The organism is Gordonia sp. PDNC005, from assembly GCF_016919385.1.
Lineage (GTDB): Bacteria > Actinomycetota > Actinomycetes > Mycobacteriales > Mycobacteriaceae > Gordonia.
Window position 1 is genome coordinate 1,271,291 of sequence record NZ_CP070351.1, and the last position, 22,631, is coordinate 1,293,921.

The 22,631-nt window shown below is 66.3% G+C and carries 20 protein-coding genes and 2 tRNA genes; 15 read left to right on the plus strand and 7 right to left on the minus strand.

Annotated elements, in window-relative coordinates; genetic code table 11:
• Positions 1-106 precede the first annotated feature (106 nt).
• Both fadD1 and pepN read right to left on the minus strand, forming a co-directional pair.
• Positions 107-1,738, minus strand: a complete 1,632-nt coding sequence (fadD1, locus tag JVX90_RS05975) for a fatty-acid--CoA ligase FadD1 (RefSeq protein ID WP_205331491.1) — start codon at positions 1,736-1,738, stop codon at positions 107-109.
• Positions 1,739-1,760: 22 nt separating this feature from the next.
• A complete protein-coding gene (gene pepN / locus JVX90_RS05980; RefSeq protein WP_205331492.1) occupies positions 1,761-4,343 on the minus strand; it encodes an aminopeptidase N in 2,583 nt (860 codons plus the stop codon).
• A 60-nt stretch (positions 4,344-4,403) separates the two neighbouring features.
• Here pepN and JVX90_RS05985 point away from each other — a divergent pair, with 60 nt between their 5' ends.
• Positions 4,404-5,012, plus strand: coding sequence for a DsbA family protein (locus JVX90_RS05985; protein ID WP_205331493.1), 609 nt, complete (start codon positions 4,404-4,406; stop codon positions 5,010-5,012).
• A 40-nt stretch (positions 5,013-5,052) separates the two neighbouring features.
• Here JVX90_RS05985 and JVX90_RS05990 read toward each other — a convergent pair whose 3' ends face one another.
• Positions 5,053-6,093 (minus strand): M48 family metallopeptidase, encoded by a 1,041-nt coding sequence (locus tag JVX90_RS05990; protein WP_205331494.1) that lies wholly within the window; start codon positions 6,091-6,093, stop codon positions 5,053-5,055.
• A gap of 22 nt (positions 6,094-6,115) precedes the next feature.
• Here JVX90_RS05990 and JVX90_RS05995 point away from each other — a divergent pair, with 22 nt between their 5' ends.
• The 3 genes from JVX90_RS05995 to JVX90_RS06005 all read left to right on the plus strand — a co-directional run bounded on the left by JVX90_RS05995 (position 6,116) and on the right by JVX90_RS06005 (position 8,402).
• Positions 6,116-6,595, plus strand: a complete 480-nt coding sequence (locus JVX90_RS05995; RefSeq protein ID WP_205331495.1) for a ribose-5-phosphate isomerase — start codon at positions 6,116-6,118, stop codon at positions 6,593-6,595.
• Between the two features lie 15 nt (positions 6,596-6,610).
• Positions 6,611-7,429 carry an Fpg/Nei family DNA glycosylase gene (locus tag JVX90_RS06000; protein ID WP_205331496.1) on the plus strand — a complete coding sequence of 273 codons (819 nt, stop codon included), beginning with the start codon at positions 6,611-6,613 and terminating at the stop codon, positions 7,427-7,429.
• Between the two features lie 70 nt (positions 7,430-7,499).
• Positions 7,500-8,402 carry a PE-PPE domain-containing protein gene (locus tag JVX90_RS06005; protein ID WP_205331497.1) on the plus strand — a complete coding sequence of 301 codons (903 nt, stop codon included), beginning with the start codon at positions 7,500-7,502 and terminating at the stop codon, positions 8,400-8,402.
• Between the two features lie 70 nt (positions 8,403-8,472).
• Here JVX90_RS06005 and JVX90_RS06010 read toward each other — a convergent pair whose 3' ends face one another.
• Positions 8,473-9,153 carry a L,D-transpeptidase gene (locus JVX90_RS06010; RefSeq protein ID WP_205331498.1) on the minus strand — a complete coding sequence of 227 codons (681 nt, stop codon included), beginning with the start codon at positions 9,151-9,153 and terminating at the stop codon, positions 8,473-8,475.
• A 164-nt stretch (positions 9,154-9,317) separates the two neighbouring features.
• Positions 9,318-9,875 (minus strand): helix-turn-helix domain-containing protein, encoded by a 558-nt coding sequence (locus tag JVX90_RS06015; protein WP_205331499.1) that lies wholly within the window; start codon positions 9,873-9,875, stop codon positions 9,318-9,320.
• Between the two features lie 60 nt (positions 9,876-9,935).
• Here JVX90_RS06015 and JVX90_RS06020 point away from each other — a divergent pair, with 60 nt between their 5' ends.
• Together JVX90_RS06020 and JVX90_RS06025 are read left to right on the plus strand one after the other, a co-directional pair.
• Positions 9,936-11,126, plus strand: coding sequence for a benzoate/H(+) symporter BenE family transporter (locus tag JVX90_RS06020; protein ID WP_205331500.1), 1,191 nt, complete (start codon positions 9,936-9,938; stop codon positions 11,124-11,126).
• A gap of 91 nt (positions 11,127-11,217) precedes the next feature.
• Entirely contained in the window at positions 11,218-11,664 is a 447-nt protein-coding gene (locus JVX90_RS06025) for a lipoprotein LpqH (protein WP_205331501.1), read from the plus strand.
• Between the two features lie 62 nt (positions 11,665-11,726).
• Here the strand turns inward: JVX90_RS06025 and JVX90_RS06030 are convergent.
• A tRNA-Gly gene (locus tag JVX90_RS06030) sits at positions 11,727-11,797 on the minus strand.
• 137 nt (positions 11,798-11,934) lie between these two features.
• Here JVX90_RS06030 and JVX90_RS06035 point away from each other — a divergent pair.
• The 5 genes from JVX90_RS06035 (at position 11,935) to clpX (ending at position 16,302) form a co-directional block, all read left to right on the plus strand.
• A tRNA-Pro gene (locus JVX90_RS06035) sits at positions 11,935-12,008 on the plus strand.
• A 40-nt stretch (positions 12,009-12,048) separates the two neighbouring features.
• The gene (gene tig, locus JVX90_RS06040) at positions 12,049-13,401 is read left to right on the plus strand and encodes a trigger factor (protein ID WP_205331502.1); all 1,353 of its coding nucleotides are present in this window, start codon (positions 12,049-12,051) and stop codon (positions 13,399-13,401) included.
• A 230-nt stretch (positions 13,402-13,631) separates the two neighbouring features.
• Positions 13,632-14,210: an ATP-dependent Clp protease proteolytic subunit gene (locus tag JVX90_RS06045; protein ID WP_205332297.1), complete on the plus strand. Its 579-nt coding sequence runs from the start codon at positions 13,632-13,634 to the stop codon at positions 14,208-14,210.
• A 46-nt stretch (positions 14,211-14,256) separates the two neighbouring features.
• Positions 14,257-14,934, plus strand: coding sequence for an ATP-dependent Clp protease proteolytic subunit (locus tag JVX90_RS06050; protein ID WP_240194075.1), 678 nt, complete (start codon positions 14,257-14,259; stop codon positions 14,932-14,934).
• A gap of 84 nt (positions 14,935-15,018) precedes the next feature.
• Positions 15,019-16,302 carry an ATP-dependent Clp protease ATP-binding subunit ClpX gene (clpX, locus tag JVX90_RS06055; RefSeq protein WP_205331503.1) on the plus strand — a complete coding sequence of 428 codons (1,284 nt, stop codon included), beginning with the start codon at positions 15,019-15,021 and terminating at the stop codon, positions 16,300-16,302.
• A gap of 97 nt (positions 16,303-16,399) precedes the next feature.
• Here clpX and JVX90_RS06060 read toward each other — a convergent pair whose 3' ends face one another.
• Positions 16,400-17,311 (minus strand): hypothetical protein, encoded by a 912-nt coding sequence (locus JVX90_RS06060; protein WP_205331504.1) that lies wholly within the window; start codon positions 17,309-17,311, stop codon positions 16,400-16,402.
• Positions 17,312-17,479: 168 nt separating this feature from the next.
• Here JVX90_RS06060 and JVX90_RS06065 point away from each other — a divergent pair, with 168 nt between their 5' ends.
• Genes JVX90_RS06065 through JVX90_RS06080 form a run of 4 tightly spaced genes read left to right on the plus strand, consistent with a single transcriptional unit; the run spans position 17,480 to position 22,605 of the window.
• Positions 17,480-18,076 carry a molybdenum cofactor guanylyltransferase gene (locus JVX90_RS06065; protein ID WP_205331505.1) on the plus strand — a complete coding sequence of 199 codons (597 nt, stop codon included), beginning with the start codon at positions 17,480-17,482 and terminating at the stop codon, positions 18,074-18,076.
• 46 nt (positions 18,077-18,122) lie between these two features.
• Positions 18,123-20,813 (plus strand): valine--tRNA ligase, encoded by a 2,691-nt coding sequence (locus JVX90_RS06070; protein WP_205331506.1) that lies wholly within the window; start codon positions 18,123-18,125, stop codon positions 20,811-20,813.
• Entirely contained in the window at positions 20,813-22,210 is a 1,398-nt protein-coding gene (locus JVX90_RS06075; protein ID WP_205331507.1) for a folylpolyglutamate synthase/dihydrofolate synthase family protein, read from the plus strand. The genes JVX90_RS06070 and JVX90_RS06075 overlap by 1 nt, the downstream gene beginning before the upstream one ends.
• Entirely contained in the window at positions 22,207-22,605 is a 399-nt protein-coding gene (locus JVX90_RS06080) for a DUF4233 domain-containing protein (RefSeq protein WP_205331508.1), read from the plus strand. Before JVX90_RS06075 ends, JVX90_RS06080 begins: the two co-directional genes overlap by 4 nt.
• The last annotated feature ends 26 nt before the right edge of the window (positions 22,606-22,631 follow it).

A 22,631-nucleotide genomic window follows, 5' to 3' on the forward strand; every position in this document is an offset into this window, starting at 1 on the left:
GGACCCCGACCTGATGGTCGGGGTCCTTCGTTTCTTCGCTGCTCGTCGAGCCGCGTCCGAGGCGCTAACCCGAGGCCGCGTGTCGAAGCGTGCCGCCCCAGCAGAATCAGGGCATCAACCGCGAGTAGGTCCGCGAGCGAAAGGCGCGAGTCCAGAGGACGTCGTCGCCGACGTCCCTGCCCTCGGCGACTAGTGACCGCTTCAGGATCTTGTTGGTCGCAGTCGAGGGAAGGTCTGCGGCGACTCGAACGTACCGCGGCCACGCTTTCGGCGACAGGTCGTCTTGGTCGGCCAAGAAGCGGCCGAATTGTTCGGGCGACAGGTCCGCATCGTCACGCAGGACGACCGCCGCCATCACTTCGTCGCCGACCGAGTCGGGGTCGGACGCCGGGTACACGGCGACCCGGCTGATCGCGTCCAACCGCATCAGGATCCGTTCGATGGGCCCGGCGGTGAGGTTCTCGCCGTCCACCCGCAGCCAATCCGATGTCCGGCCTGCGAGGTAGAGATATCCGTCGGCGTCCTCGTAGGCGAGATCACCGGACCAGTACATGCCGCCGCGCATCCGTTCGGCGTTCGCTTCGGCGTTGTTGTAGTAGCCGGAGAAGAATCCGGCGCCCGTGGTGTTCACGAGTTCGCCGATCGCGTCGTCCGGGTTGATCAGTACGTGATGCTCGTTGAACTCGGCCGTCGCGCATCGCCGTGCGGTGTCGGAGTTGTACACCGCGACGCCGTCGAGACCACGTCCGATCGATCCGGGAGGGGTCGTCTCGTCCCGGGTGATGATGACGGCGTTCTCAGTCGAACCGAATGCGTCCATGACATGGGTGCCGAAGCGGCGGGCGAATTCGGTGATGTCGCGTTCGGAGCCCTCGTTTCCGAAGGCGACGCGCAGCGGGTTGTCGGCGTCGTCCGGGCGAGGAGGCGTGGCCAGCACATACGACAGCGGCTTGCCGACGTAGTTCATGTACGTGACGCCGTAGCGGCGGAGGTCGTCGACGAAGCGAGTCGCCGAGAACCGAGCCGGCACAAGAGTCCCGCCAGCGTTGAGGGCGGGGGAGAAGCCGCCTGCGATGGCGTTCGAATGGAAGAGTGGCATCGACAGGTAGAACACGTCGTCGCCGGTCAGCTCAAATCGCTGTGCGAGATTGCTGCCCGCGAACAGCACCATGAGATGCGACACGAGAACGGCTTTCGGTTCACCGCTGGTGCCGGAGGTGAAGATCATCATGAACGGGTCCGTCATCTCGACGGTTCGGACCGGTGTCAGTTCCGGTGCGGAGTCGACTTCGGCGGACCACGACCGCGAATCGACGTCGATCACGATGACTCCGGGCAGATCGAGACCGTCGAGGAGAACCCGATGTTCAGTGTCGACGAGCAGCAGTTGCGCGTCTGATCGTGCGACATCGCCCGCGAGCGCAGCACCCCGTCTGGTGTTGTTGACGCCGCACAGCACGTATCCGCCTGCCGCCGCACCTGCCAACGCCACGAGCATGTCGGGGGTGTTCCCGAGGAGTGCGGCGACGTGCGGGGGTCGCGTGGGGTCGAGTCGTCCGATCACGGCGGACGCGTGCCGCCGTGATCGGCCGATGTACTCGGGCCACGACCACTCGACAAGAACGCCGGTGTCGGCGTGCGTGAAACGCACTGCGACACCGGCGGTCTCGGCTCGCTGCCCGATCAATTCCTGGACAGTTTGGGGCGAGCGGAGCGACGGGGGATGTGACTGCGCCATACGGCGCATTGTGGCACAGGTCTCAGTCGGCGGACTCCGCATCGAATGAACGGGCCCGCATCGCGCGTGCGGCGGAGTCGCGACCCTCGAGGATCAGTCGCCGCAGTGCCGCGGGCAGGTCGGTCGCGAGCAACGCGTCCGCTGCGGCGAGCGCCGAGTCGGAGAGATCCCAGCTCGGGTAGAGGCCGATGACAACGGTCTGCGCGACTTCACTGGTGCGTCGTGCCCACAGACCTTCCACCTCGCTGAAGTAGCGGTTCGTGTACGGCGCGAGGAGGTCGGCCTGGCCGGGACGGGCCAGACCTTCGACGATCGATCGGACGGTGACGTTGGCGATCGCGTCGTCGTCGAACGCGGTGGTCCACGCGGTCTCCTTGGCCTCCGCAGTCGGCAGCGCGGCGCGCGCGGCCGCGGCGTGACGTGCGCCGGCCGCGGTGTTGTCACGGTCTGCTTCGGCGCTGATCTCGTCGAGGCCGATCGTGCCGTGCGTCGCCAGGGCCTTGACGAGTCGCCAGCGGAACTCGTCGTCGACGACGAGTCCGGTCAGACCGTGTGTTGCCGGGTCGTCTCCGGCGAGCAGCCCCCGGAGTTCGGGCTGCTGGGCGTCGGTCGTCACACCGGCGAGGAGCGTGTTCACAAACGCCAGCTGATGGTCCGAGCCGGCTTCCGCTCCCCGGGCGAGTTCCAGGAGGCGGTCGGCGAACTGCGGCCAGCCGGTGGACGCGGCCCAGCCGGGCTCGGCGTACGACTCCAGGGCCGTGGTGGCCTGCAGCAGCACACGCTGCACCACGCCGACCTCCGATTCGGCGGCGATCCCGCGGCTCACCAATTCGACGAAGTCGCGGGCGGACATCTCGGCCTGGCGGGTCATCTCCCACGCGGCGGACCAGACCAGGGTCCGGGGCATCGGGTCGTCGATGTCGCCGATGCGGGCGGTCGCCGTTGCCAACGACTCCGGGTCCAGACGCACGGACGCGTACGTCAGATCGTCGTCGTTGAGGAGGATCAGCTCTCCGCGTCGCTTGCCGACGAGTTCGGGAACCTCCGTGCGCGGACCTTCGACGTCGAGTTCAACGGACTCGGTGCGGACGAGCTTTCCGCCCGCCGAGGCGTAGACGCCGATCCGCATGCGGTGGACGCGGGTCTCGCCCGCGCCGGGAGCCGCGCCGTCCTGCAGCACGGCGAACGAGGTGATGACTCCGTCTGCATCGACCTCGACGTCGGGGCGCATCACGTTGATGCCGGTGGTCTTGAGCCACTGGTCTCCCCAGTCCGACAGGTCGCGGCCCGACGCCTTCTCGAGCGCGCCGAGAAGGTCGGCGAACGTTGCGTTGCCGAACCGGTGAGCAGCGAAGTAGTCGCGCAGGCCCGCCAGGAACGGTTCGAGGCCCACATACGCGACGAGCTGCTTGAGAACCGATGCGCCCTTCGCATAGGTGATGCCGTCGAAGTTCACCTCGACGGCGGCGATGTCGGGGATGTCGGCGGCGATCGGGTGGGTCGAGGGCAGCTGGTCCTGGCGGTACGCCCACGACTTCTCGACGTTGGCGAACGTGGTCCAAGCGTTGGTGTACTCGGTGGCTTCCACCTGCGACAGGACGGAGGCGAACGTTGCGAACGACTCGTTGAGCCACAGGTCGTCCCACCACGTCATGGTGACGAGGTCGCCGAACCACATGTGCGCCATCTCGTGGAGCACGGTCTCGGCGCGGCGTTCGTACAGGTAGCGCGTGACACGTGAGCGGAAGACGTAGTCCTCCAGGAAGGTGACGGCACCGGCGTTCTCCATCGCGCCCGCGTTGAACTCGGGGACGAAGAGCTGGTCGTACTTGCCGAACGCGTACGGCACGCCGAACACCCGGTGATAGAAGCCGAAGCCCTGTTTGGTCTCGGTGAACAGCCGCTCGGCGTCCATGTGCTCGGCGAGTGAGGCGCGGCAGAACAGGCCGAGCGGGATCGTGCCGTGTTCGTCGGTGTACTCGTCGGTCCAGGTGGCGTACGGCCCGGCGATCAGTGCGACGAGGTACGTGCTCATCACCTCGGTGGTGACGAACCGATGGACGAGAGCGCCCGACTCGTCCGACGCCGGTTCGCCCTCCGGAGCTCCGTTGGAGATGACCTTCCAGTCGGCCGGTGCCGTGACCGTCGTCGTGTAGCGAGCCTTGAGATCAGGCTGGTCGAAACAGGCGAACATACGCTTCGCGTCGGCCGTCTCGAACTGCGAATACAGGTACACCGCGCCGTCGGCCGGGTCCACGAAGCGGTGAAGCCCCTCACCGGTGTTGGAGTACGCGCACTCGGCGACCACCGTCAGTGTGTTCTGCTCGGCGAGGTCGGTGAGCACGAGGCCTACGGACTCGTCGAAGTCGGTGATGTCGAGCGCAACACCGTTCAACGTGGCCGAGACCAGGGTCGGAGCGACGAGATCGATGAACGTCGACGCACCCGCCGTCGCGCGGAAGGTGACAGTCGAGGTGGAGGAGAAGTGCTCCTCGCCGGGGGCCCCGGACCCGTCGGTCAGATCGAGGTCGACGACGTACTCGTCGACGGCGAGAACGGATGCGCGCTGCTGCGCCTGGTCACGTGTCAGATTCGGTGCGCTCACGCGACCATCGTACTGACGAGGACGGGAATGTGACCGGGGCAGCGGTGGTTGAATGCAGACATGGCTGATAACGATCGTGTTGACTTCTGGTTCGACCCCTTCTGCCCGTGGTGCTGGATCACCTCGCGCTGGATCCTCGAGGCCGCGCAGGTCCGGGACCTCGACGTGAACTTCCACATCATGAGCTTGGCCGTCTTGAACGAGGGCAAGGACATCCCCGACGGCTACCGCGAGATGTTGAAGGACGCATGGCAGCCCGTCCGTGTGCTCGCCGCGGCTCAGGCGCGTCACGGCGACGACGTGCTCGCACCGCTCTACACCGCGATGGGAACCCAACTTCACAACAACGGGAACCGCGACATCCCCGCGATGATTGCCACATCGCTGGCTGAGGCGGGACTGGAGGCCGATCTGGCCGATGCCGCGCAGAGCGACGAGTTCGACGCCGCCATCCGCACCAGCCACCACGCGGGCATGGACAAGGTCGGCGACGACGTCGGCACCCCCACGATCCACGTCAACGGAGTCGCGTTCTTCGGACCGGTCCTGTCGCGAATCCCGCGCGGAGAGGATGCCGGTCGCGTGTGGGACGGCGTCGTCGCTCTCGCGTCGTACCCGCACTTCTTCGAACTCAAGCGGTCCCGCCACGAAGACCCGCAGTTCGACTGACCTCCCCGCTCCTTGAGCGAGCTTGCGAGTCGAAAGGCCCTCAGTACGTCCCGGTGTCCGACAGCTTGTTTGGCATCGATCCGGGTGCAACCTGAGACGGGGGCAGGGGAGCGGGAACGGGGACGACGTTCCCACTCCCTGTTCCCCGGACGAACACGCGGGGGCGCAGCAGGATGGCGCCGCTTCGCGTTCGGTCGCGCAACGCGGCGGCCCGCCAGGTGAGCACGGGGTGCGAACTCAGCGCGTTCACCAGGACGACGAAGAATCCCTTCTCGTGGGTCGCGCGATCGGCGAACTGGTCGAAGTCGATCGCGCTGAGAAGGTATTTGCCCGATGAGAGGACGCCGATCGCGGGTGCAGCGCCGTCGGGTCGCGTGTAGTACCCGTAGTTGTCCGCGGTGTACTCCTGCGCGCGTGACAGCAGCGAACCGAGGATCGGGATGTTCATGATCACGCTGCTGAACAACTGTCGCCAGTACGAGACGTGACCTGCCGCGATGTGCCCGACTTCATGTCCGATCACGAACTCGAGTGCCTCTGGGCTGCGGGCGCGCCCGCCGACCTCGAACAGGTCCGAATACACGACGACGAAACGACGAAAACCGTGGCCGGACGCGAACGCGTTGATCTGTCCGTTCCCGGACATCACGTATGCGTCGGGGACGTACTCCATGCCGTAGCGCGCCGCGGCTTCGACGACCATCGTGAACGCCTCGGGAAACTGAGTCGGCGTGATCTGGACTGCGTTCGCTCGGATGCTCGCGTAGCCGATTCCGCGTCCGAGGAAGATGAGGAACGGCAGGGCGAGCGGAATCAGCAGGTACTCGGTCACGAGGCCGATGGAGATCAAGGCGAGGATGACCACGTAGACGCCGACTGCCAGGAGCACGGCGAGCACGAGCACCGGAATCTCCCAGGGATGACGACGCGGCGCGCCCGCATACAGCGCGGGCTGCTGCCAGACACTCGTCGGGCCGGGCGGCGGCGTGACCGCGGCAGGCGCTGTGTCATCGACACCGGGCACCGACGGAATCGGCGAGGCGGCGAGTCTGGAGCGGGGGATGTGCGCATCGGAGTCCACGCCCTCAAACTATAGTGGCGGCATGCGCATCTACCTCGGAGCCGACCATGCAGGGTTTGAACTCAAGAACCAGATCTCTGACCATCTGAAGGCCGCAGGCCACGACGTGGTCGACTGCGGAGCGCACGAGTACGACGCCGTCGACGACTACCCGGCGTTCTGCATCGCGGCCGCCGAGCGTGTGGTCGCCGATCCGGGCAGCCTCGGCTTCGTCCTCGGCGGAAGCGGCAACGGCGAGCAGATCGCCGCGAACAAGGTCAAGGGTGCCCGCTGTGCCCTCGCGTGGAGCGTGGAGACCGCCCAGCTCGCGCGTCAGCACAACAACGCCCAGCTCATCGGCATCGGCGGCCGCATGCACAGCACCGAGGATGCGCTCGCCATCGTCGACGCGTTCATCGGCGCCGAGTGGTCGGACGAGGCTCGTCACCAGCGTCGTATCGACATCCTCGCCGAATACGAGACGACCGGCGTCGCGCCGGAGCTGCCCGAGCCGCCTCGCTGATCGGCGTCGGGCACCATGCCCGAAGGCCACGCTCTTCACCGGCTCGCTCGCCGGCAGCAACGACATTTCGGCGGACAGCGTGTTCGCGTCACCAGCCCGCAGGGTCGGTTCGCCCATGAGGCGGCCCAGCTCGACGGGCTGGTGTTCCGTCGTGCCGAGGCATGGGGCAAGCACTTGGTCCACCGCTACTCGGCCGACGCAGTCGGCAGGTTGGACGCCGGGCTGATCGTGCACGTCCACCTCGGCATCTACGGCACGTTCAGCGAGGAGCCGTCACCGATGGGTGTGCCCACCGGGCAGGTGCGGATGCGCATCGAAGGCTCCGACATCGGTACCGACCTGCGGGGACCGAACGCGTGTGAGCTGTATACGCCGGCTGACCTCGACGCCCTCGTGGCGCGGTTGGGGCCGGACCCGTTGCGGTCCGACGCCGACCCCGAACGGGCGTGGCGGGCGATCAGCAGATCCCGACGTGCGATCGGATCACTGCTGATGGACCAGAAGGTGATCGCGGGTGTCGGGAACATCTACCGCGCGGAAGTGCTCTTCCGGGCGGGTGTCGACCCGCACCGGCCGGGAACATCGATCAGTCGTGACGAGTTCGACGAGATGTGGGCCGATCTGCTTCACCTGATGCCGATCGGCGCCCGGCACGGCAAGATCCACGTGGTGCGACCAGACGACGATCACGGCGCCCCCGCGTACGCCGTCGACCGGCCGCGAACCTATGTCTACCGACGGACCGGCGAAGAGTGCCGACTCTGCCGAACTCCCATCGTCTGGCAGGAGATGGAGGGCCGCAACCTGTTCTGGTGCCCGTCCTGCCAGAGGTAGCCGCTGCTCTCAGAGAGTCCACAGTCTCAGCAACCGTCATTTGTCAGAGTCGACGTGCAGAGTAGTGGTCATGAACAGAGCCACCGAACCGATCACGGTCCTCGCCGTCGGCGGCACCGGTGAATCGTTTCCCGCAGACGCTCGAACGCAAGTATCCGGAATGCTCGCCGCGGTGACCGACCAGCTCGACTCGCGCTTCGTCAGTCGGTGGGTGCCGTATCCGGCCAGTTACGGTCCGACGGCAGGACGCCACGGCATCGCGTATGTCGACAGCGTCGCGTGCGGTGTCGCATCGCTCGCCGCCTCGATCCGCGACACCGACGGGCCGATCATGCTGATCGGCTACTCGCAGGGGGCGGCCGTCATCCGAACCTTCCTCGCTCATCCCGCGTCGGCGAATCTCGTCGCGAAGGTGACCGCGGTCGGGTTCGTCGCCGATCCGCATCAGCCGCGAGGCGCTGTCGACGGTTGTACCGGGTGGGGTGTCGCCGGGCCGGGAGCGCCGCTGCCGGGCGACGTGCCCGCGTGTTGGGTCGGCGTGGCCGACGACGTCATCTGCAACGCGACGGACGACTCCCTGATCCGCGACATCGCCGACCTCACGGACTCGTTGTCGATGCTGCATGTGCGGCGCTGGATGGCGGCGATGGGTTCCGCGGTGATCGGCAGGCGGATGCAGAACGCCGCGCGGACGTCGGTGTCACCGCGCCAGTGGCGACGCGACGTGCATCGAATCGCGTCCGCCGCGCGCGAGGTCCGGGGATACCTGCCGTCAGTGCTGCCGGTGGGCCGCTGGTCGATCACGAATCGGCCCGGCGGTCGGCACGTGTCGTACTCCGCCGAACCATACCGGCACGCGCCGCTCACCGATCCCGACGTGACCGGCTGTCAGATGTTGGCCGGCTGGATGCAGGTGGAGGCGACGATGTCGTACCGCCACCAGACGCCAGCGTTGACGGCTGTCGCCGCATAGAGAACGTCACCAACGAGACAGGGCCCCTACCGACTGCGAGTCGGAAGAGGCCCTGTCGACGTTTACGGGACTAGTCGCCCGTGTACTGACCACCGATGGTGCCGCGAACCACGATCGGAGTGCCGCGTCCGACGTTGTCGAACACCCACTTGCCGTTCTCAGTGCTCACGTTGATGCAGCCGTGACTGGCGTTCGAGACGCCCTGCTGTGCGACCGACCACGGTGCGGCATGAATGAAGATGCCGTCCCAGGACATGCGCGTCGCGTACTCGACGTACGTGCGGTAGCCCTCGGGCGAGTCGATCGGGACACCGTACGTGGACGAGTCCATGTACATGTCGCGGTACTTCTCCTTGGTGTGGTACACGCCGTTAGGAGTCGGGTGCTTGTCGGTGCCCATCGAGATCGGCATCTTCTTGATGAACTCGCCGTTCTTCCACCAGTAGATCTGGTGGTCGCCGTCGACCGCGAGGGCGACGTAGCCGGTCTCGCTCTTCACGTTCGGCATCGCGGGAACACCCGGAGTGGTCGGCGTGGTGGGCTTGGGCTTCGGCTTCGACTTGGAAGTCGGGGGCACGCCCGGGAAGGTCGGAACCTTCGGGAGGTCGGGCAGCTGCACCGGCGGAAGGCCGGGGATCACGGTGACCGGAGCTGCGTCGGCGACGGCGGGGAGGCCGGCGGTCAGAGCCGCCACGCTGACAGCGATGGCGGTCAGGCGAGCCGCGCGGCTCGCACTCTTCTTCTTGAACACGTCGTTTCTACCTTCGTTTTGTCGTCACAAAAACGCCACCCCCGTGGACGCTCACGAGTCATCGTTACACAACCGTTGCAGCCTCGCCAAGCGATAACACGCCGCAGGAGACGCTGCGAGTCCGTTTAGCGGGTTATTCGCCAGTGAAGCCGATCACAGTAACATCACCGTCGATCATACGGAATGCCGCCGGGGCTGGTGATCACCACGACGGCTTCGGCGGGTCCGTCCACCGCGGCGAACACGTGTTCACGATCGCTCGTCCACGCGTGGCATCGCCCCGCGGGGACCTCGGTGGCCTCGTTCACGGTGCCCGCGCGTACGACGCCGGAGACAACACAGAACTGCTCGCGGACCCCGAGCCCGTGGGCGGGGGAGGCGTGACGTGCGCCGGCGGGGAACTCGAGGCGGAACACCTCCACTGTTGCGCCCTCGGGGTGTTCTGCTGACGCAGGTAGACGCCTCGTGGACAGCAGCACGGTCACCATTCCGCCTTCTGCGGCGCCGTGGGCGCCCGGTGACTCGCCGAGCAGGGCCGTCAGCGGGACGTCGAGTGGTGCGCAGAGCGCGTACAGCGTCTCGATCGTCGGATTGCGACGGCCGCTCTCGATCTCCGACAGTGTCGCCTTGCCGACCTCGGCGCGGCGGGCGAGCTCGGAGAGGCTGAAGCCGCGTGCGGCGCGCAGTTCACGGAGTCGCCTGCCGACTTCGGATTCCTTCATGTCGTAGAGCCTAGCCAATGTTCCGTTTACAGAACGTTCCGTTTGTGGAACGATCTGTCTATGGCTCATTCCGATGTCGAGACTTCAGTGCCCATCGCCGTCCCGATCGGTGCGGGCGTGGTCTGTGCACTCGTGGGCTTCACATCGTCGTTCGCGGTCGTCCTGGCCGGTCTGCGCGCGGCGGGTGCGGACGCGTCGGAGGCTGCGTCTGGACTCCTGGCGGTGAGCGTGGCGATGGGTGTGGCGACAATCGTGCTGTCCTGGCGCTTCCGCATGCCGATCACGTCGGCATGGTCGACCCCGGGCGCGGCGCTGCTCGTGAGCACCGGAGCGGTGGCCGGAGGATGGTCTGCGGCGGTGGGCGCCTTCCTGTGCTGTGGCGTCCTTCTTGTCGTCACAGGGCTGTGGCCGCGGCTCGCCGACCTGGTCACCAAGATTCCGACACCCATCGCCCAGGCGATGCTCGCGGGTGTGCTGCTCCCGCTGTGCGTGAAGCCGCTTCACGGTGTGGTCGACGATCCGGCAGCGGTGGTGCCGGTGCTGATCGTCTGGCTCGTGGTTCTGACACTGCGGCCGCGCTGGGCCGTGCCCGCGGCGTTCGCGGCCGCACTGGTGGTCATCGCCGTGTCGGTGACGCGGGACGGCACCGCGCCCGGTGTCGCCGACCTGGTCCCGTCGTTGACCCTGACCGCGCCGTCGTTCACTCTCGGTGCGCTCACCGGGGTCGCGTTGCCCCTGTATCTGGTGACGATGGCGGCCCAGAATCTTCCGGGTGTCGCAGTGATGGCCGGATACGACTACGCGGTTCCATGGAGGCCTGCCATGGCGGTGACCGGAATCGGTTCGATTCTCGCCGCGCCGTTCGGGGGCCACGCGGTCAACCTGTCGGCGATCAGCGCCGCACTCGCCGCGGCGCCGGAAGCCGATCCGGATCATGAACGACGCTGGGTCGCAGGCCTCACGACCGGAATCACGTACCTCGGCCTCGGCCTCGGCTCCGCGGGCCTGGTCGCGATCGTGCTCGCCGCCCCCGATGGAGTGGTCCAGGCAGTTGCGGGAGTCGCGCTCCTCGGAGCGTTCGCGGGTGCCTGCTCCGCCGCGCTCTCCGATGTCGACGGCCGCTTCCCGGCGACCCTGACGTTTGTGATCGCGGCGTCGGGCATCAGCATCGCCGGGGTCGGGTCCGCGTTCTGGGCCCTCGTCGTCGGTGTGATCGTGTGGGTTGTGGGAATCGGGCGAGAAAGTCGGTAACGCCCCCTGGTCGCGGTCGGGGTGAGAACCTTCATCTCAGGCGTCTCTCAGGTGACTGGGAGGCGCCTTCACCCCCGATGAAAGGAAGCTCATGAAGCGCACTATCGGATTCGCTGTGTCGGCACTGGCAGTAGGCGCCCTCGTCGCCGGCTGTGGGAGCGATTCGGGCAGCGACGACGTCAGCACGAACAATGCTGCGGCTGTCGTCAAAGTGGAAGGCGCCGATCTTCCCGGGCTGGACGCCGGCAGCGTCACGTGTGTGAAGCAGAACGGAAAGATCAACGTGGCCAGCGGGGCGATAGGCAGTCAACAAGCGGTCACGGTAGTCATGTCTGAGGGCAATCCGCCCAAGGTCGATGCGCTCACCGTTGTCGTCGAGGATAGTGCACTGGCGGTCGCGCCCGGAGCGGGATCAGCGGAAGTCGCCGTCGACGGCGATAAGTACACGATCACCGGCACCGCGGTCGGCGCCGACATGAAGAACCCGACGGCCGGGATGCTCGAGAAGAAGTTCGAGATCGTCGTCGAGTGCAAATAGCTCCACAAACGACTTCGGCGACGTTATCCGGTGTCGAACCGGATAACGTCGCCGACGTTCTGAGCGGGTGACGGGAATCGAACCCGCGTAGCTAGTTTGGAAGACTAGGGCTCTACCATTGAGCTACACCCGCGTGCCGCACGCTCGTTGCGACCGGTGAAACAGTACCCCAGGGCATCGGTGATGGACAAAACCGGTCCCTGGTTCGCGGTGGGACACCCTCGGCCCGTACTATGTGCGTTTGGCCGTGTCCGCACTGCGGGACGTCCACGGGATGTGGCGCAGCTTGGTAGCGCATCCGCTTTGGGAGCGGAGGGTCGCAGGTTCAAATCCTGTCATCCCGACGAATACGTGACGTACGGATCTATAAGGAGCATCGAAGTCGTGAAGAGCACCGTCGAGCAGCTGAGCCCGACCCGAGTCAAGCTGAGTGTCGAAGTTCCGTTCGAGGAGCTCTCCGCTGACTTCGACCGGGCCTACAAGTCGCTCGCGCAGCAGATCCGCATCCCCGGCTTTCGTCCGGGCAAGGCCCCCGCGAAGCTGATCGAAGCCCGCGTCGGTCGCCAGTCGATCCTCGAGCAGGTCGTCAACGACGCGTTGCCGAACAAGTACTCGCAGGCGATCGCCGAAGCTGACGTCAAGGCGATCAGCCAGCCGGAGCTCGACGTCGCAGAACTCGAAGACGGCCAGCCGGTCCGCTTCACCGCAGAGGTCGACATCCGTCCGGAGATCACGCTGCCGGAGTACTCGACCATCGCCGTGCAGGTCGACGCGATCGAGGTCGCAGACGCTGACGTCGAGACCGAGCTGGACAACCTCCGCGCACGCTTCGGCACCCTCGTCGGTGTGGAGCGCGGCGCGACCAAGGGTGACTTCGTGTCGATCGATCTGATCGCCACCGTCAACGGTGAGACCGTCGACGAGGCCACCACCGAGGGCCTCTCGCACGAGGTCGGCAGCGGCGATCTGGTCGACGGCCTGGAAGAAGCCCTCGAAGGCCTGAAGGCCGGCGAGACGAACACGTTCACCACCAAGCTCGTTGCAGGCGACCACGCAGGCGAAGAGGCTGAGGTCACCGTGACCGTCAACTCGGTCAAGGAGCGCGAGCTCCCCGCCGTCGACGACGACTTCGCACAGCTCGCCAGCGAGTTCGACACCGTCGACGAGCTGCGCGAGAGTCTGCGTGAGCGCGCAGGCGAGTCGAAGAAGTACGAGCAGGCCGGTGCGATCCGGGACGCCGTCCTCGAGCAGCTGCTCGAGACCGTCGAGTTCCCGTTGCCCGAGAAGGTCGTCGCCGACGAGGTCGAGGGCGTCCAGCACCAGCTGGTCCACGCACTCGGGCACGATGACGCTCAGGTCGACCGTTTCCTCGAGGCGCAGGGCAAGACCCGCGAGGAGTGGGACGCCGAGAGCCGTACGGACGCCGAGAAGTCGGTCCGCACTCAGCTGCTGCTCGACGCGATCGCGGACGCGACCGAGGTCGAGGTCGGCCAGGACGAGCTGACCCAGCAGATCCTCATGCAGAGCCAGCGCTACGGCGTCGCACCGCAGGAGTTCATCCAGCAGCTGCAGAACGCGAACCAGATCGGCGCCCTGTATGCCGATGTGCGTCGCAACAAGGCGCTCGCCGAGGTCATCGGCGACGTGACGGTGACCGACACCAACGGTGAGGCCATCGACACCAAGGCGTTCTTCGGCGGAGCCGATGAGGACGCCCAGGACGACGAAGAGGCCTGATTCTCTTCACCTCGCTCACGAGGTTTCACGACAGCCGGGACGGTATCCGTCCCGGCTGTCGTGTTCTCCCAGAGATGAACCCGCAGGACGAGGCGTCACAGTGTTCTGCTGTGAGCGAATCCGGGGTGTCACCGGAACATTCGGCACCCCGTAAGTGATTAACCTCGGTGACAACGCCGCACTTTCTCGACAGATAGGTACAACCAGTGAGCACTCTCCACACGCCTTCGATGAGCTCGGGCGTCGCCGGCCTGAACCTGACTGATTCGGTTTTCGAGCGACTCCTCCGCGAGCGCATCATCTTCCTCGGCACCCAGGTGGACGACGACATCGCCAACCGCCTCTGCGCGCAGATCCTGCTGCTCGCCGCGGAGGACCCGGAGAAGGACATCAACCTGTACATCAACTCGCCCGGCGGCAGCGTCACGGCGGGCATGGCGATCTTCGACACGATGCAGCTCGCACCGTGCGATGTCGCGACCTACGGGATGGGCATGGCCGCGTCGATGGGCCAGTTCCTGCTCGCCGCTGGCACCAAGGGCAAGCGTCACGCACTTCCGCACGCGCGCATCATGATGCACCAGCCGTCGGCGGGCATCGGCGGCACCGCGGCCGACATCGCGATCCAGGCCGAGCAGTTCGCCGCCACCAAGCGGGAGATGAACCGACTCAACGCCGAGTTCACCGGTCAGCCGCTCGAGAAGATCGAGGCCGACGCCGACCGCGACAACTGGTTCACCGCGACCGAGGCCAAGGAGTACGGCTTCGTCGACCACGTGGTGACCACCATCTCGCGTCCGGGTGCCTGAGCGCCTCCTCCATCCCTCACATCCCTTCACCGGCTACGGAGAAACCATGTACAACGATCTTCCCGCTGATGTCCGCGCAGGCATCTCGGACTCGGCGATCGCTCTGAAGAGCATCGAAGCCCGCTACATCCTGCCGTCGTTCATCGAGAACACCCCGAACGGTCAGCGCCAGTACGACCCGTACGCGAAGCTGTTCGAAGAGCGCATCGTCTTCGTCGGCACGCCGATCGACCAGACCGTCGCCAACGACGTGATGGCTCAGTTGCTGGTCCTGGAGAGCCAGGATCCCGATCGCGACATCACGATGTACATCAACTCGCCCGGCGGCAGCGTTCCGGACATGCTCGCGATCTACGACACGATGCAGTACGTGCACTGCGACGTCGTCACCGTCTGCCTCGGCGAGGCCGCTTCGGCCGCCGCGATCCTGCTCGCGGGTGGCACCCCCGGCAAGCGTGCGGCTCTGCCGAACGCCACCGTCCTGATCCACCAGCCCCGTACCGGTGGCGCCTACCAGGGTCAGGTCTCCGACCTGGAGATCCAGGCGGCCGAGATCGAGCGCATCCGTAAGCGCCTCGACGAGATCCTCAGCCACCACACCGGCCAGGACACCGACAAGATCCGCAAGGACACCGATCGTGACAACATCTTGACCGCTGACCAGGCCAAGGAGTACGGGATCATCGACGAGGTCTTCGACTACCGCAAGAAGTCGGCCCGCTAGCAATCCGTGTTCCCTCGTCCGAACACACGCAAGCGCGAGTACCGTTCACGGTGACGCGCGTCACGAGAAAGAAGGTGCGGCCACATGGCGCGAATGGGAGACGGCGGGGACCTTCTCAAGTGCTCGTTCTGCGGTAAGAGCCAGAAGCAGGTCAAGAAGCTGATCGCAGGACCCGGGGTCTACATCTGCGATGAGTGCATCGACCTGTGCAACGAGATCATCGAGGAGGAGCTGGCCGAGACCAGCGACGTGAAGCTCGACGAGCTTCCGAAGCCCGCGGAGATCCGTGACTTCTTGGACAACTATGTGGTGGGTCAGGACACGGCCAAGCGGACCCTCGCCGTCGCCGTCTACAACCACTACAAGCGCATCCAGGCAGGCGAGAAGAAGGTGAGCGACAAGCGTGGCTCGGTCGAGACGGTTGAGCTGGCGAAGTCGAACATCCTGATGCTCGGTCCCACGGGCTGCGGTAAGACCTACCTCGCTCAGACGCTCGCGAAGATGCTGAACGTGCCGTTCGCCATCGCCGACGCGACTGCACTCACCGAGGCCGGCTATGTGGGCGAGGACGTCGAGAACATCCTGCTCAAGCTGATCCAGGCCGCAGACTACGACGTGAAGCGTGCAGAGACCGGGATCATCTACATCGACGAGGTCGACAAGATCGCGCGTAAGAGCGAGAACCCGTCGATCACGCGCGACGTGTCGGGGGAGGGTGTGCAGCAGGCGCTGTTGAAGATCCTCGAAGGCACGCAGGCGTCGGTGCCGCCGCAGGGCGGACGCAAGCACCCGCACCAGGAGTTCATCCAGCTCGACACGACGAACGTCTTGTTCATCGTGGCCGGCGCCTTCGCCGGTCTGGAGAAGGTCGTGGCCGAGCGAGTCGGCAAGCGCGGCATCGGCTTCGGCAACGAGGTCGCCAGCAAGCGTGATGTCGACACGACTGATCATTTCGCCGAGGTGATGCCCGAGGATCTGATCAAGTTCGGTCTGATTCCCGAGTTCATCGGACGTCTCCCGATGATCGCGTCTGTTCGGAATCTCGACAAGGAGGCGCTTGTCTCCATCTTGTCTGAGCCGAAGAATGCGCTGGTCAAGCAGTACGCGAGGTTGTTCGACATGGACAACGTGGAGCTCGAGTTCAGCCAGGACGCTCTGGAGGCGATCGCCGATCAGGCGATCCACCGTGGCACCGGCGCTCGTGGTCTCCGCGCGATCATGGAGGAAGTCCTGCTCCCCGTCATGTACGACATCCCGAGCCGCGACGACGTCGCCAAGGTTGTCGTCACTGGCGAGACCGTCCGCGACAACGTCCTCCCGACCGTCGTCCCACGCAAGGACGAAGGCCCGAAGGAGAAGTCGGCCTAAGGCCGACGGACCGACAGGCCCTAACCTTCACGCAGCAGGCGTTGGTTCCCGCTAATTGTCAGACAATTAGCGGGAACCAACGCTTGCTGCGTATTGGCTAAAGGAGTCCGTGGCGCCGGAGTTTCTGCGTCACCCGGGGGACCATCCGACGGTTCTCGAGATCGGCCCAAACGAATCGGACCACATCGCATCCCAGGTCGCGGAGGCGATCCTCCCGGACCTTCTCGCGCACGACGGCGTCCTCGATGCTCTCGCCCGGGCGTAAGTCTCGACCGTACTTCCGGAGACCGTCGAACTCCGCGATCAGACGTCGAGCCCAGTCGTAGTCGGTGAACGCGGACGACCCGTCGCCGAGTTCGAACTCAGACTGCAGGTCGGGGACGGGAAGGCCGGCTTCGATCATCTGAGCGCGGCCCCAGGATTCGCCCGGGTTTGCTGATCGTCCGTCGGCATGCCGCAACGCCGCATCGACGACGGCCGCTCCGCGAATGCGGTGGCGAGACGCCTCAGCACGCAGCTCCTCAAGAGTCACCCCGAGGCGAAGAGCGCTGTCCATCACGGCAAGGGCGCGAGCGAGGTCGGTGCACGCGGCAATGTCCACAGCAGTTCGGGCGATCGACGTGACCGCGATACCGCCGACAACGACGAGGGCGTCGTGGGGGACTCCGGTGTGGATGTGGCGGCTGGGCATTCGACGTCCGCCGCTTGACCGGTCTGTTCCGAAGTGGACGACGGAGCGGTCCGGTTTGAGGGTCGCGAGTGCGTGGATGGCGGCCGCCGATTCGTGCGTGAGCGCCATTGATTGGTGGGACGCCGCTGCCATGACCTTGTATCGGTAGACGGCGTCGTCCACGTCGTAGGTCGGCAGCCGCGCAACAGGCAGGTAGAAGCCCCTGTCCAGAGCTACGATCTCGCCTGATCGCAAAGCACGTTTGACCTCGGCGTCAGTGACCCCGATGTCGAGCAGTGCTGAACGGTGGATGATCCCGTGTTTGTCAGTCGGCCACATGCCCGAATTGAAACCTGGATCGTCGAATCCGTCACCTCCGTTGTCCACAGGTCCGCCGGCGCGGCAGGCGCCCGCTCCCGCCAATCGCCGCCGCTCGGCGGGAGGAGACGCGGCATCCGAAACGTCAAGCGGCGGCGAGACGGTTGCGTCGCCGCTACGGTGGTCGGTATGACGCACAACACAGTTGCCGGAATCGTTCTCGCTGGGGGACGGTCGCGGCGCATGGGGCAGGACAAAGCAGCACTCGAGTTCGAGGGAGCCACGATGCTCACTCGGATCGCGGAGGCGATCGGGGAGCGGTGCACGCCCGTCCTGGTCGCGGCTCCGGAGACGTCGCAGGCGTATCGCGAACTGTCGGCCGAATCGGACCTGCAGTGGGTCACCGACGAGCAGGAGGGCAGCGGACCGCTCGGCGGGCTCGTCGCGGCACTGCGAGCGGCGGCGGCGGCAGGCGCCGACGTCGCGTTCGTGTGCGCAACGGACATGCCGCTGGTGAAGGCCGAGCTCGTCGACGAACTGCTCGCCGGACTCACGCCGTCGACCGATGCGGTGATCGCCCACGACGCCCAGCGCGACCACCCGATGGCGGGCGTTTACCGGACGGGCGCCGCCGACGCGTTGGCCGCCCTCGTCGACGCAGGCGAACTGCGGATGCTCGCGGCGCTGGACGCGATCAGCACGCGCCGCGTCGGTGTCAGCGACCCGAACTGGCTCACCAACGTCGACGCCCCCGAAGACCTGCACCGACTCCGAGTGGGAGCCTGACTGGGCCGGTTCGTCCCACAAGCAGTGCCGCTTCTAGAATCGAGACGTGACGAACTCCGATCAGAGCGCCGGCCTCCCCAAGTCGTGGGACCCCTCCGAGCATGAAGCGGGCCTGTACGAGCGGTGGGTAGACGCCGGATACTTCGAAGCTGACGCGTCAAGCGACAAGCCCGGCTACTCGATCGTCCTGCCTCCGCCGAACGTGACCGGCTCGCTGCACATGGGGCACGCGCTCGACCACACCCTCATGGACACCCTGACACGCCGTAAGCGCATGCAGGGGTTCGAGGTGCTGTGGCTGCCCGGCATGGATCATGCGGGCATCGCGACGCAGACCATCGTCGAGAAGCAGCTCGCCGCTGAGGGCACCTCCCGCCAGGAGCTCGGACGCGAGGCCTTCGTCGAGCGTGTCTGGAAGTGGAAGGCCGAATCGGGCGGCACGATTCAGAGCCAGATGCGTCGTCTCGGTGAGGGCGTCGACTGGAACCGCGACCGGTTCACCATGGACGAGGGCCTGTCCCGTGCCGTCCAGACGATCTTCAAGAAGCTCTACGACGACGGTCTGATCTACCGGGCCGAGCGTCTGGTCAACTGGTCGCCCGCCCAGCAGACCGCCATCTCCGACATCGAGGTCAAGTACAAGGATGTCGACGGTGAGCTCGTCTCGTTCCGCTACGGATCGCTCGACGACGCGCAGCCTCACATCGTCGTTGCCACGACCCGTATGGAGACCATGCTCGGCGACACCGCGATCGCCGTTCACCCCGACGACGAGCGCTACAAGGCACTGATCGGTGTCGAACTCGATCACCCGTTCCTCGACCGCAAGATCCCGGTGATCGCTGACGACTACGTCGATCCCGAATTCGGCTCGGGCGCAGTCAAGATCACGCCTGCCCACGACCCGAACGACTTCGCGATCGGCCAGCGGCACAACTTGCCGATGATCACGATCATGGACTCCACCGCGGTCATCGAGGGCACCGGAACCCAGTTCGACGGACTCGACCGCTTCGCGGCGCGCGTGGCAGTGCGTGAGGCGCTCGCCGAGCAGGGACGCATCGTCAAGGAGGTGCGCCCGTACTCGCACAGCGTCGGCCACTCCGAGCGGGCGGGCGAGCCGATCGAGCCGCGACTGTCGATGCAGTGGTGGGTCGACGTGTCGTCGCTCGCCAAGGCAGCAGGCGACGCCGTCCGCGACGGCGACACCGTGATCCACCCGAAGAGCCAGGAACCGCGCTGGTTCGACTGGGTCGACGACATGCACGACTGGACCATCTCGCGTCAGCTCTGGTGGGGCCACCGAATCCCGATCTGGTACGGCCCGGACGGCGAAGTCGAGTGCTTCGGCCCCGACGAGACCGCGCCCGAGGGCTGGGAGCAGGACCCCGACGTCCTCGACACCTGGTTCAGCTCCGGACTGTGGCCGTTCTCGACGATGGGCTGGCCGGAGCAGACCGCCGATCTCGACAAGTTCTACCCGACATCGGTGCTGGTCACAGGCTACGACATCCTGTTCTTCTGGGTCGCCCGCATGATGATGTTCGGAACCTACGTCTCGAACCTCGACCTCGGCGGCCTACCGGGGCGGCCTGCGACGGTTCCGTTCCGCGACGTCTTCCTCCACGGTCTCGTCCGTGACGAACGCGGTCAGAAGATGAGCAAGTCGAAGGGCAACGGCATCGACCCACTCGACTGGGTCGACCGCTTCGGAGCCGACGCGCTGCGCTTCACCCTCGCTCGCGGAGCCAACCCCGGAAGCGACATCTCGGTCGGCGAATCGCACGCGCAGAGCTCTCGCAATTTCGCGACCAAGCTGTTCAACGCCACCAAGTTCGCCATGATGAACGGTGCCGTGGTACCTGATCCCGCTCGCTCCGCTCCCGGCGATCGCCTCGGGGATCTCCCCGCCGCCGACGAACTGACCGTCGCCGACCGCTGGATCCTCGGCCGACTCGACCAGGTGCTGACCGACGTCGACACCGGCTTCGAGACGTATGAGTTCTCGAAGGCCTGCGAGGCGCTGTACCACTTCGCGTGGGACGAGGTCTGCGACTGGTACCTCGAGCTGTCGAAGGTCCAGGTCGCCGAGGGCGGCGCCCGCGCCGACGCCACCGCGCTTGTCCTCGGAACCATTCTCGACAAGCTGCTTCGCGCGCTGCACCCGGTGATGCCCTTCGTCACCGAAGTCCTCTGGACCACCCTGACCGGCGGCGAGTCCGTCGTGATCGCCGAGTGGCCCACACCCTCGGGCGCACCCGCGGACCCGACCGCGGCCCAGCAGATCGACGACCTCCAGAAGCTCATCACCGAGGTCCGACGTTTCCGCAGCGACCAGGGTCTGGGTCCCGGACAGCGAGTCGCCGCCACCGTCGAGGGCCTCGAAGCACTCGGATTGGCGACTCTGCGCGGCCAGCTCGACTCGCTCGCGCGCCTCGAGGCCGCGGGTGACGACTTCGCGGCGACCGCGACCATTGAAGTCCGCCTCTCGGGCGGCACCGCGACCGTCGCGATCGACACCTCCGGGACCGTCGACGTCGAAGCCGAGCGCAAGCGTGCGGCAAAGGACCTCGCCGCCGCCGAGAAGGAACTCGCGGGCACCACCGGGAAGCTCGGCAACGAGCAGTTCCTGTCCAAGGCCCCCGACGCCGTCGTCGACAAGATCAAGGCTCGCCAGGCCCTCGCACAGGAGGACATCGCCCGTCTGAAGGCCAAGCTCGAGGCGCTGGGCGCCTGATGGCTCCCAGCCCGGAGGACCTCGCCGAACTCGCGGCGGTAGAGGCCGAACTCGACACCCGCTGGCCCGAGACCAAGATCGAGCCGTCGCTGACACGGATCAACCTGCTGCTCGAACTGCTGGGGAACCCTCAGCACGCCTACCCGGCGATTCACATCGCGGGAACCAACGGGAAGACGTCGGTCACGCGGATGATCGACTCTCTGTTGCAGGCGTTTCACCGCCGTACCGGTCGGATCACCAGCCCTCACCTGCAACTGGTGACCGAGCGGATCGCGATCGACGGCACCCCGATCTCGCCACGGCTCTACGTGGACACGTACCGGGAGCTGGAGCCGTTCATCACGATGGTCGACGACTCGTCGACCGCGCAGGGCGGCCCGCGCATGAGCAAGTTCGAAGTCCTCACCGCGATGGCGTACGCCGCGTTCGCGGAGGCTCCGATCGAGGTGGCCGTCGTCGAGACGGGCATGGGTGGACGCTGGGACGCGACCAACGTGATCGACTCCAAGGTCGCGGTGATCACTCCGATCGCGATGGACCACGCCGACTACCTCGGTGACACGCTCACGGCGATCGCAGGGGAGAAGGCGGGCATCATCAAACCCGGCCCCACCGACGCCGTGGTCCCGAGCGATCCGGTGACCGTCATCGGCCCGCAGGAGCCTGAGGTGGCCGACGTGCTGCTGCGGGCGAGTGTGGAGGCCGGGACCATCGTCGCGCGTCAGAACTCCGAGTTCGCAGTCCTCGACTCGGCGACCGCCGTCGGTGGGCAACTGCTGCGGATCCAAGGACTCGGCGGCGTGTACGACGACGTGTTCCTTCCGCTGCACGGCGCTCACCAGGCGCAGAACGCGGCCCTCGCGCTCGCCGCAGTCGAGGCGTTCTTCGGTGCCGGAGCCGACCGTCAGCTCGACGTCGACACCGTCCGCGAAGCATTCGCCGAGGTTCGGACTCCCGGACGCCTGGAACGGCTGAGGAATGCGCCGAGCGTCTTCGTCGACGCCGCGCACAACCCACACGGTGCACGCGCGCTGGCCCAGGCGTTGGTGTCGGAGTTCGACTTCCGTCGCCTGATCGGGGTGATCGGCGTGCTCGGCGACAAGGATGCGCGAGGGCTGCTGACGGAGCTCGAGCCCGTGCTCGACGCCGTCGTCCTCACGAACAACGGCTCGCCCCGGGCGCTCGACACGGACTCGCTCTACGACCTCGCGCTGCCGATCTTCGGTGACGAGCGCGTGAGTGTGGAGCCTTTCCTGCCCGACGCCGTCGAGGCGGCCATCGCCCTCGCCGAAGACGGCGAGACCGGGACTGTGTCCGGTGCGGGCGTCATCATCACCGGATCGGTCGTCACCGCAGGCGCCGGTCGCACACTGTTTGCGAAGGACCCGTCATGACCGACGAGAACACTCCGGCGGTCAACCCGCCCGCCACCGATCCGTGGAAGGGATTCCGCGGTGTGATGGCCGGAACGCTGATCCTCGAAGTGATCGTGGTCCTGTTGGCCTTCCCGATCATCGCCAAGATCGGCGGTGGTCTCGGCTGGGGATCAGGCCTGTATCTCGGTGCGATGACGCTCGCTCACGTCCTGATGTCCGGCATGTGCGCGCGGTCATGGGCGCTGCCCGCGATCCTCGTGCTCCAACTGCTCCTCATCGCAGGCGGGTTGTTTCACTGGTCGATCGCTGTGATCGGAGTGATCTTCCTCTGCGTCTGGGTGTACATCGCGTACATCCGTCGCGACGTCGCACTGCGCATCGAACGGGGACTCCTGCCCAGCCAACGCGCGTAGTCCGATCGAGCGAATCCGTCCGTTAC

Coding starts and splice junctions, on each gene's coding strand:
- fadD1 (WP_205331491.1), bottom strand. CDS start 1,738: ATGGCGCAGTCACATCCCCCGTCGCTCCGCTCGCCCCAAACTGTCCAG.
- JVX90_RS05985 (WP_205331493.1), top strand. CDS start 4,404: ATGGCTGATAACGATCGTGTTGACTTCTGGTTCGACCCCTTCTGCCCG.
- JVX90_RS05995 (WP_205331495.1), top strand. CDS start 6,116: ATGCGCATCTACCTCGGAGCCGACCATGCAGGGTTTGAACTCAAGAAC.
- JVX90_RS06000 (WP_205331496.1), top strand. CDS start 6,611: ATGCCCGAAGGCCACGCTCTTCACCGGCTCGCTCGCCGGCAGCAACGA.
- JVX90_RS06005 (WP_205331497.1), top strand. CDS start 7,500: ATGAACAGAGCCACCGAACCGATCACGGTCCTCGCCGTCGGCGGCACC.
- JVX90_RS06015 (WP_205331499.1), bottom strand. CDS start 9,875: ATGAAGGAATCCGAAGTCGGCAGGCGACTCCGTGAACTGCGCGCCGCA.
- JVX90_RS06020 (WP_205331500.1), top strand. CDS start 9,936: ATGGCTCATTCCGATGTCGAGACTTCAGTGCCCATCGCCGTCCCGATC.
- JVX90_RS06025 (WP_205331501.1), top strand. CDS start 11,218: ATGAAGCGCACTATCGGATTCGCTGTGTCGGCACTGGCAGTAGGCGCC.
- JVX90_RS06045 (WP_205332297.1), top strand. CDS start 13,632: ATGAGCTCGGGCGTCGCCGGCCTGAACCTGACTGATTCGGTTTTCGAG.
- JVX90_RS06050 (WP_240194075.1), top strand. CDS start 14,257: ATGTACAACGATCTTCCCGCTGATGTCCGCGCAGGCATCTCGGACTCG.
- clpX (WP_205331503.1), top strand. CDS start 15,019: ATGGCGCGAATGGGAGACGGCGGGGACCTTCTCAAGTGCTCGTTCTGC.
- JVX90_RS06060 (WP_205331504.1), bottom strand. CDS start 17,311: ATGTGGCCGACTGACAAACACGGGATCATCCACCGTTCAGCACTGCTC.
- JVX90_RS06065 (WP_205331505.1), top strand. CDS start 17,480: ATGACGCACAACACAGTTGCCGGAATCGTTCTCGCTGGGGGACGGTCG.
- JVX90_RS06075 (WP_205331507.1), top strand. CDS start 20,813: ATGGCTCCCAGCCCGGAGGACCTCGCCGAACTCGCGGCGGTAGAGGCC.
- JVX90_RS06080 (WP_205331508.1), top strand. CDS start 22,207: ATGACCGACGAGAACACTCCGGCGGTCAACCCGCCCGCCACCGATCCG.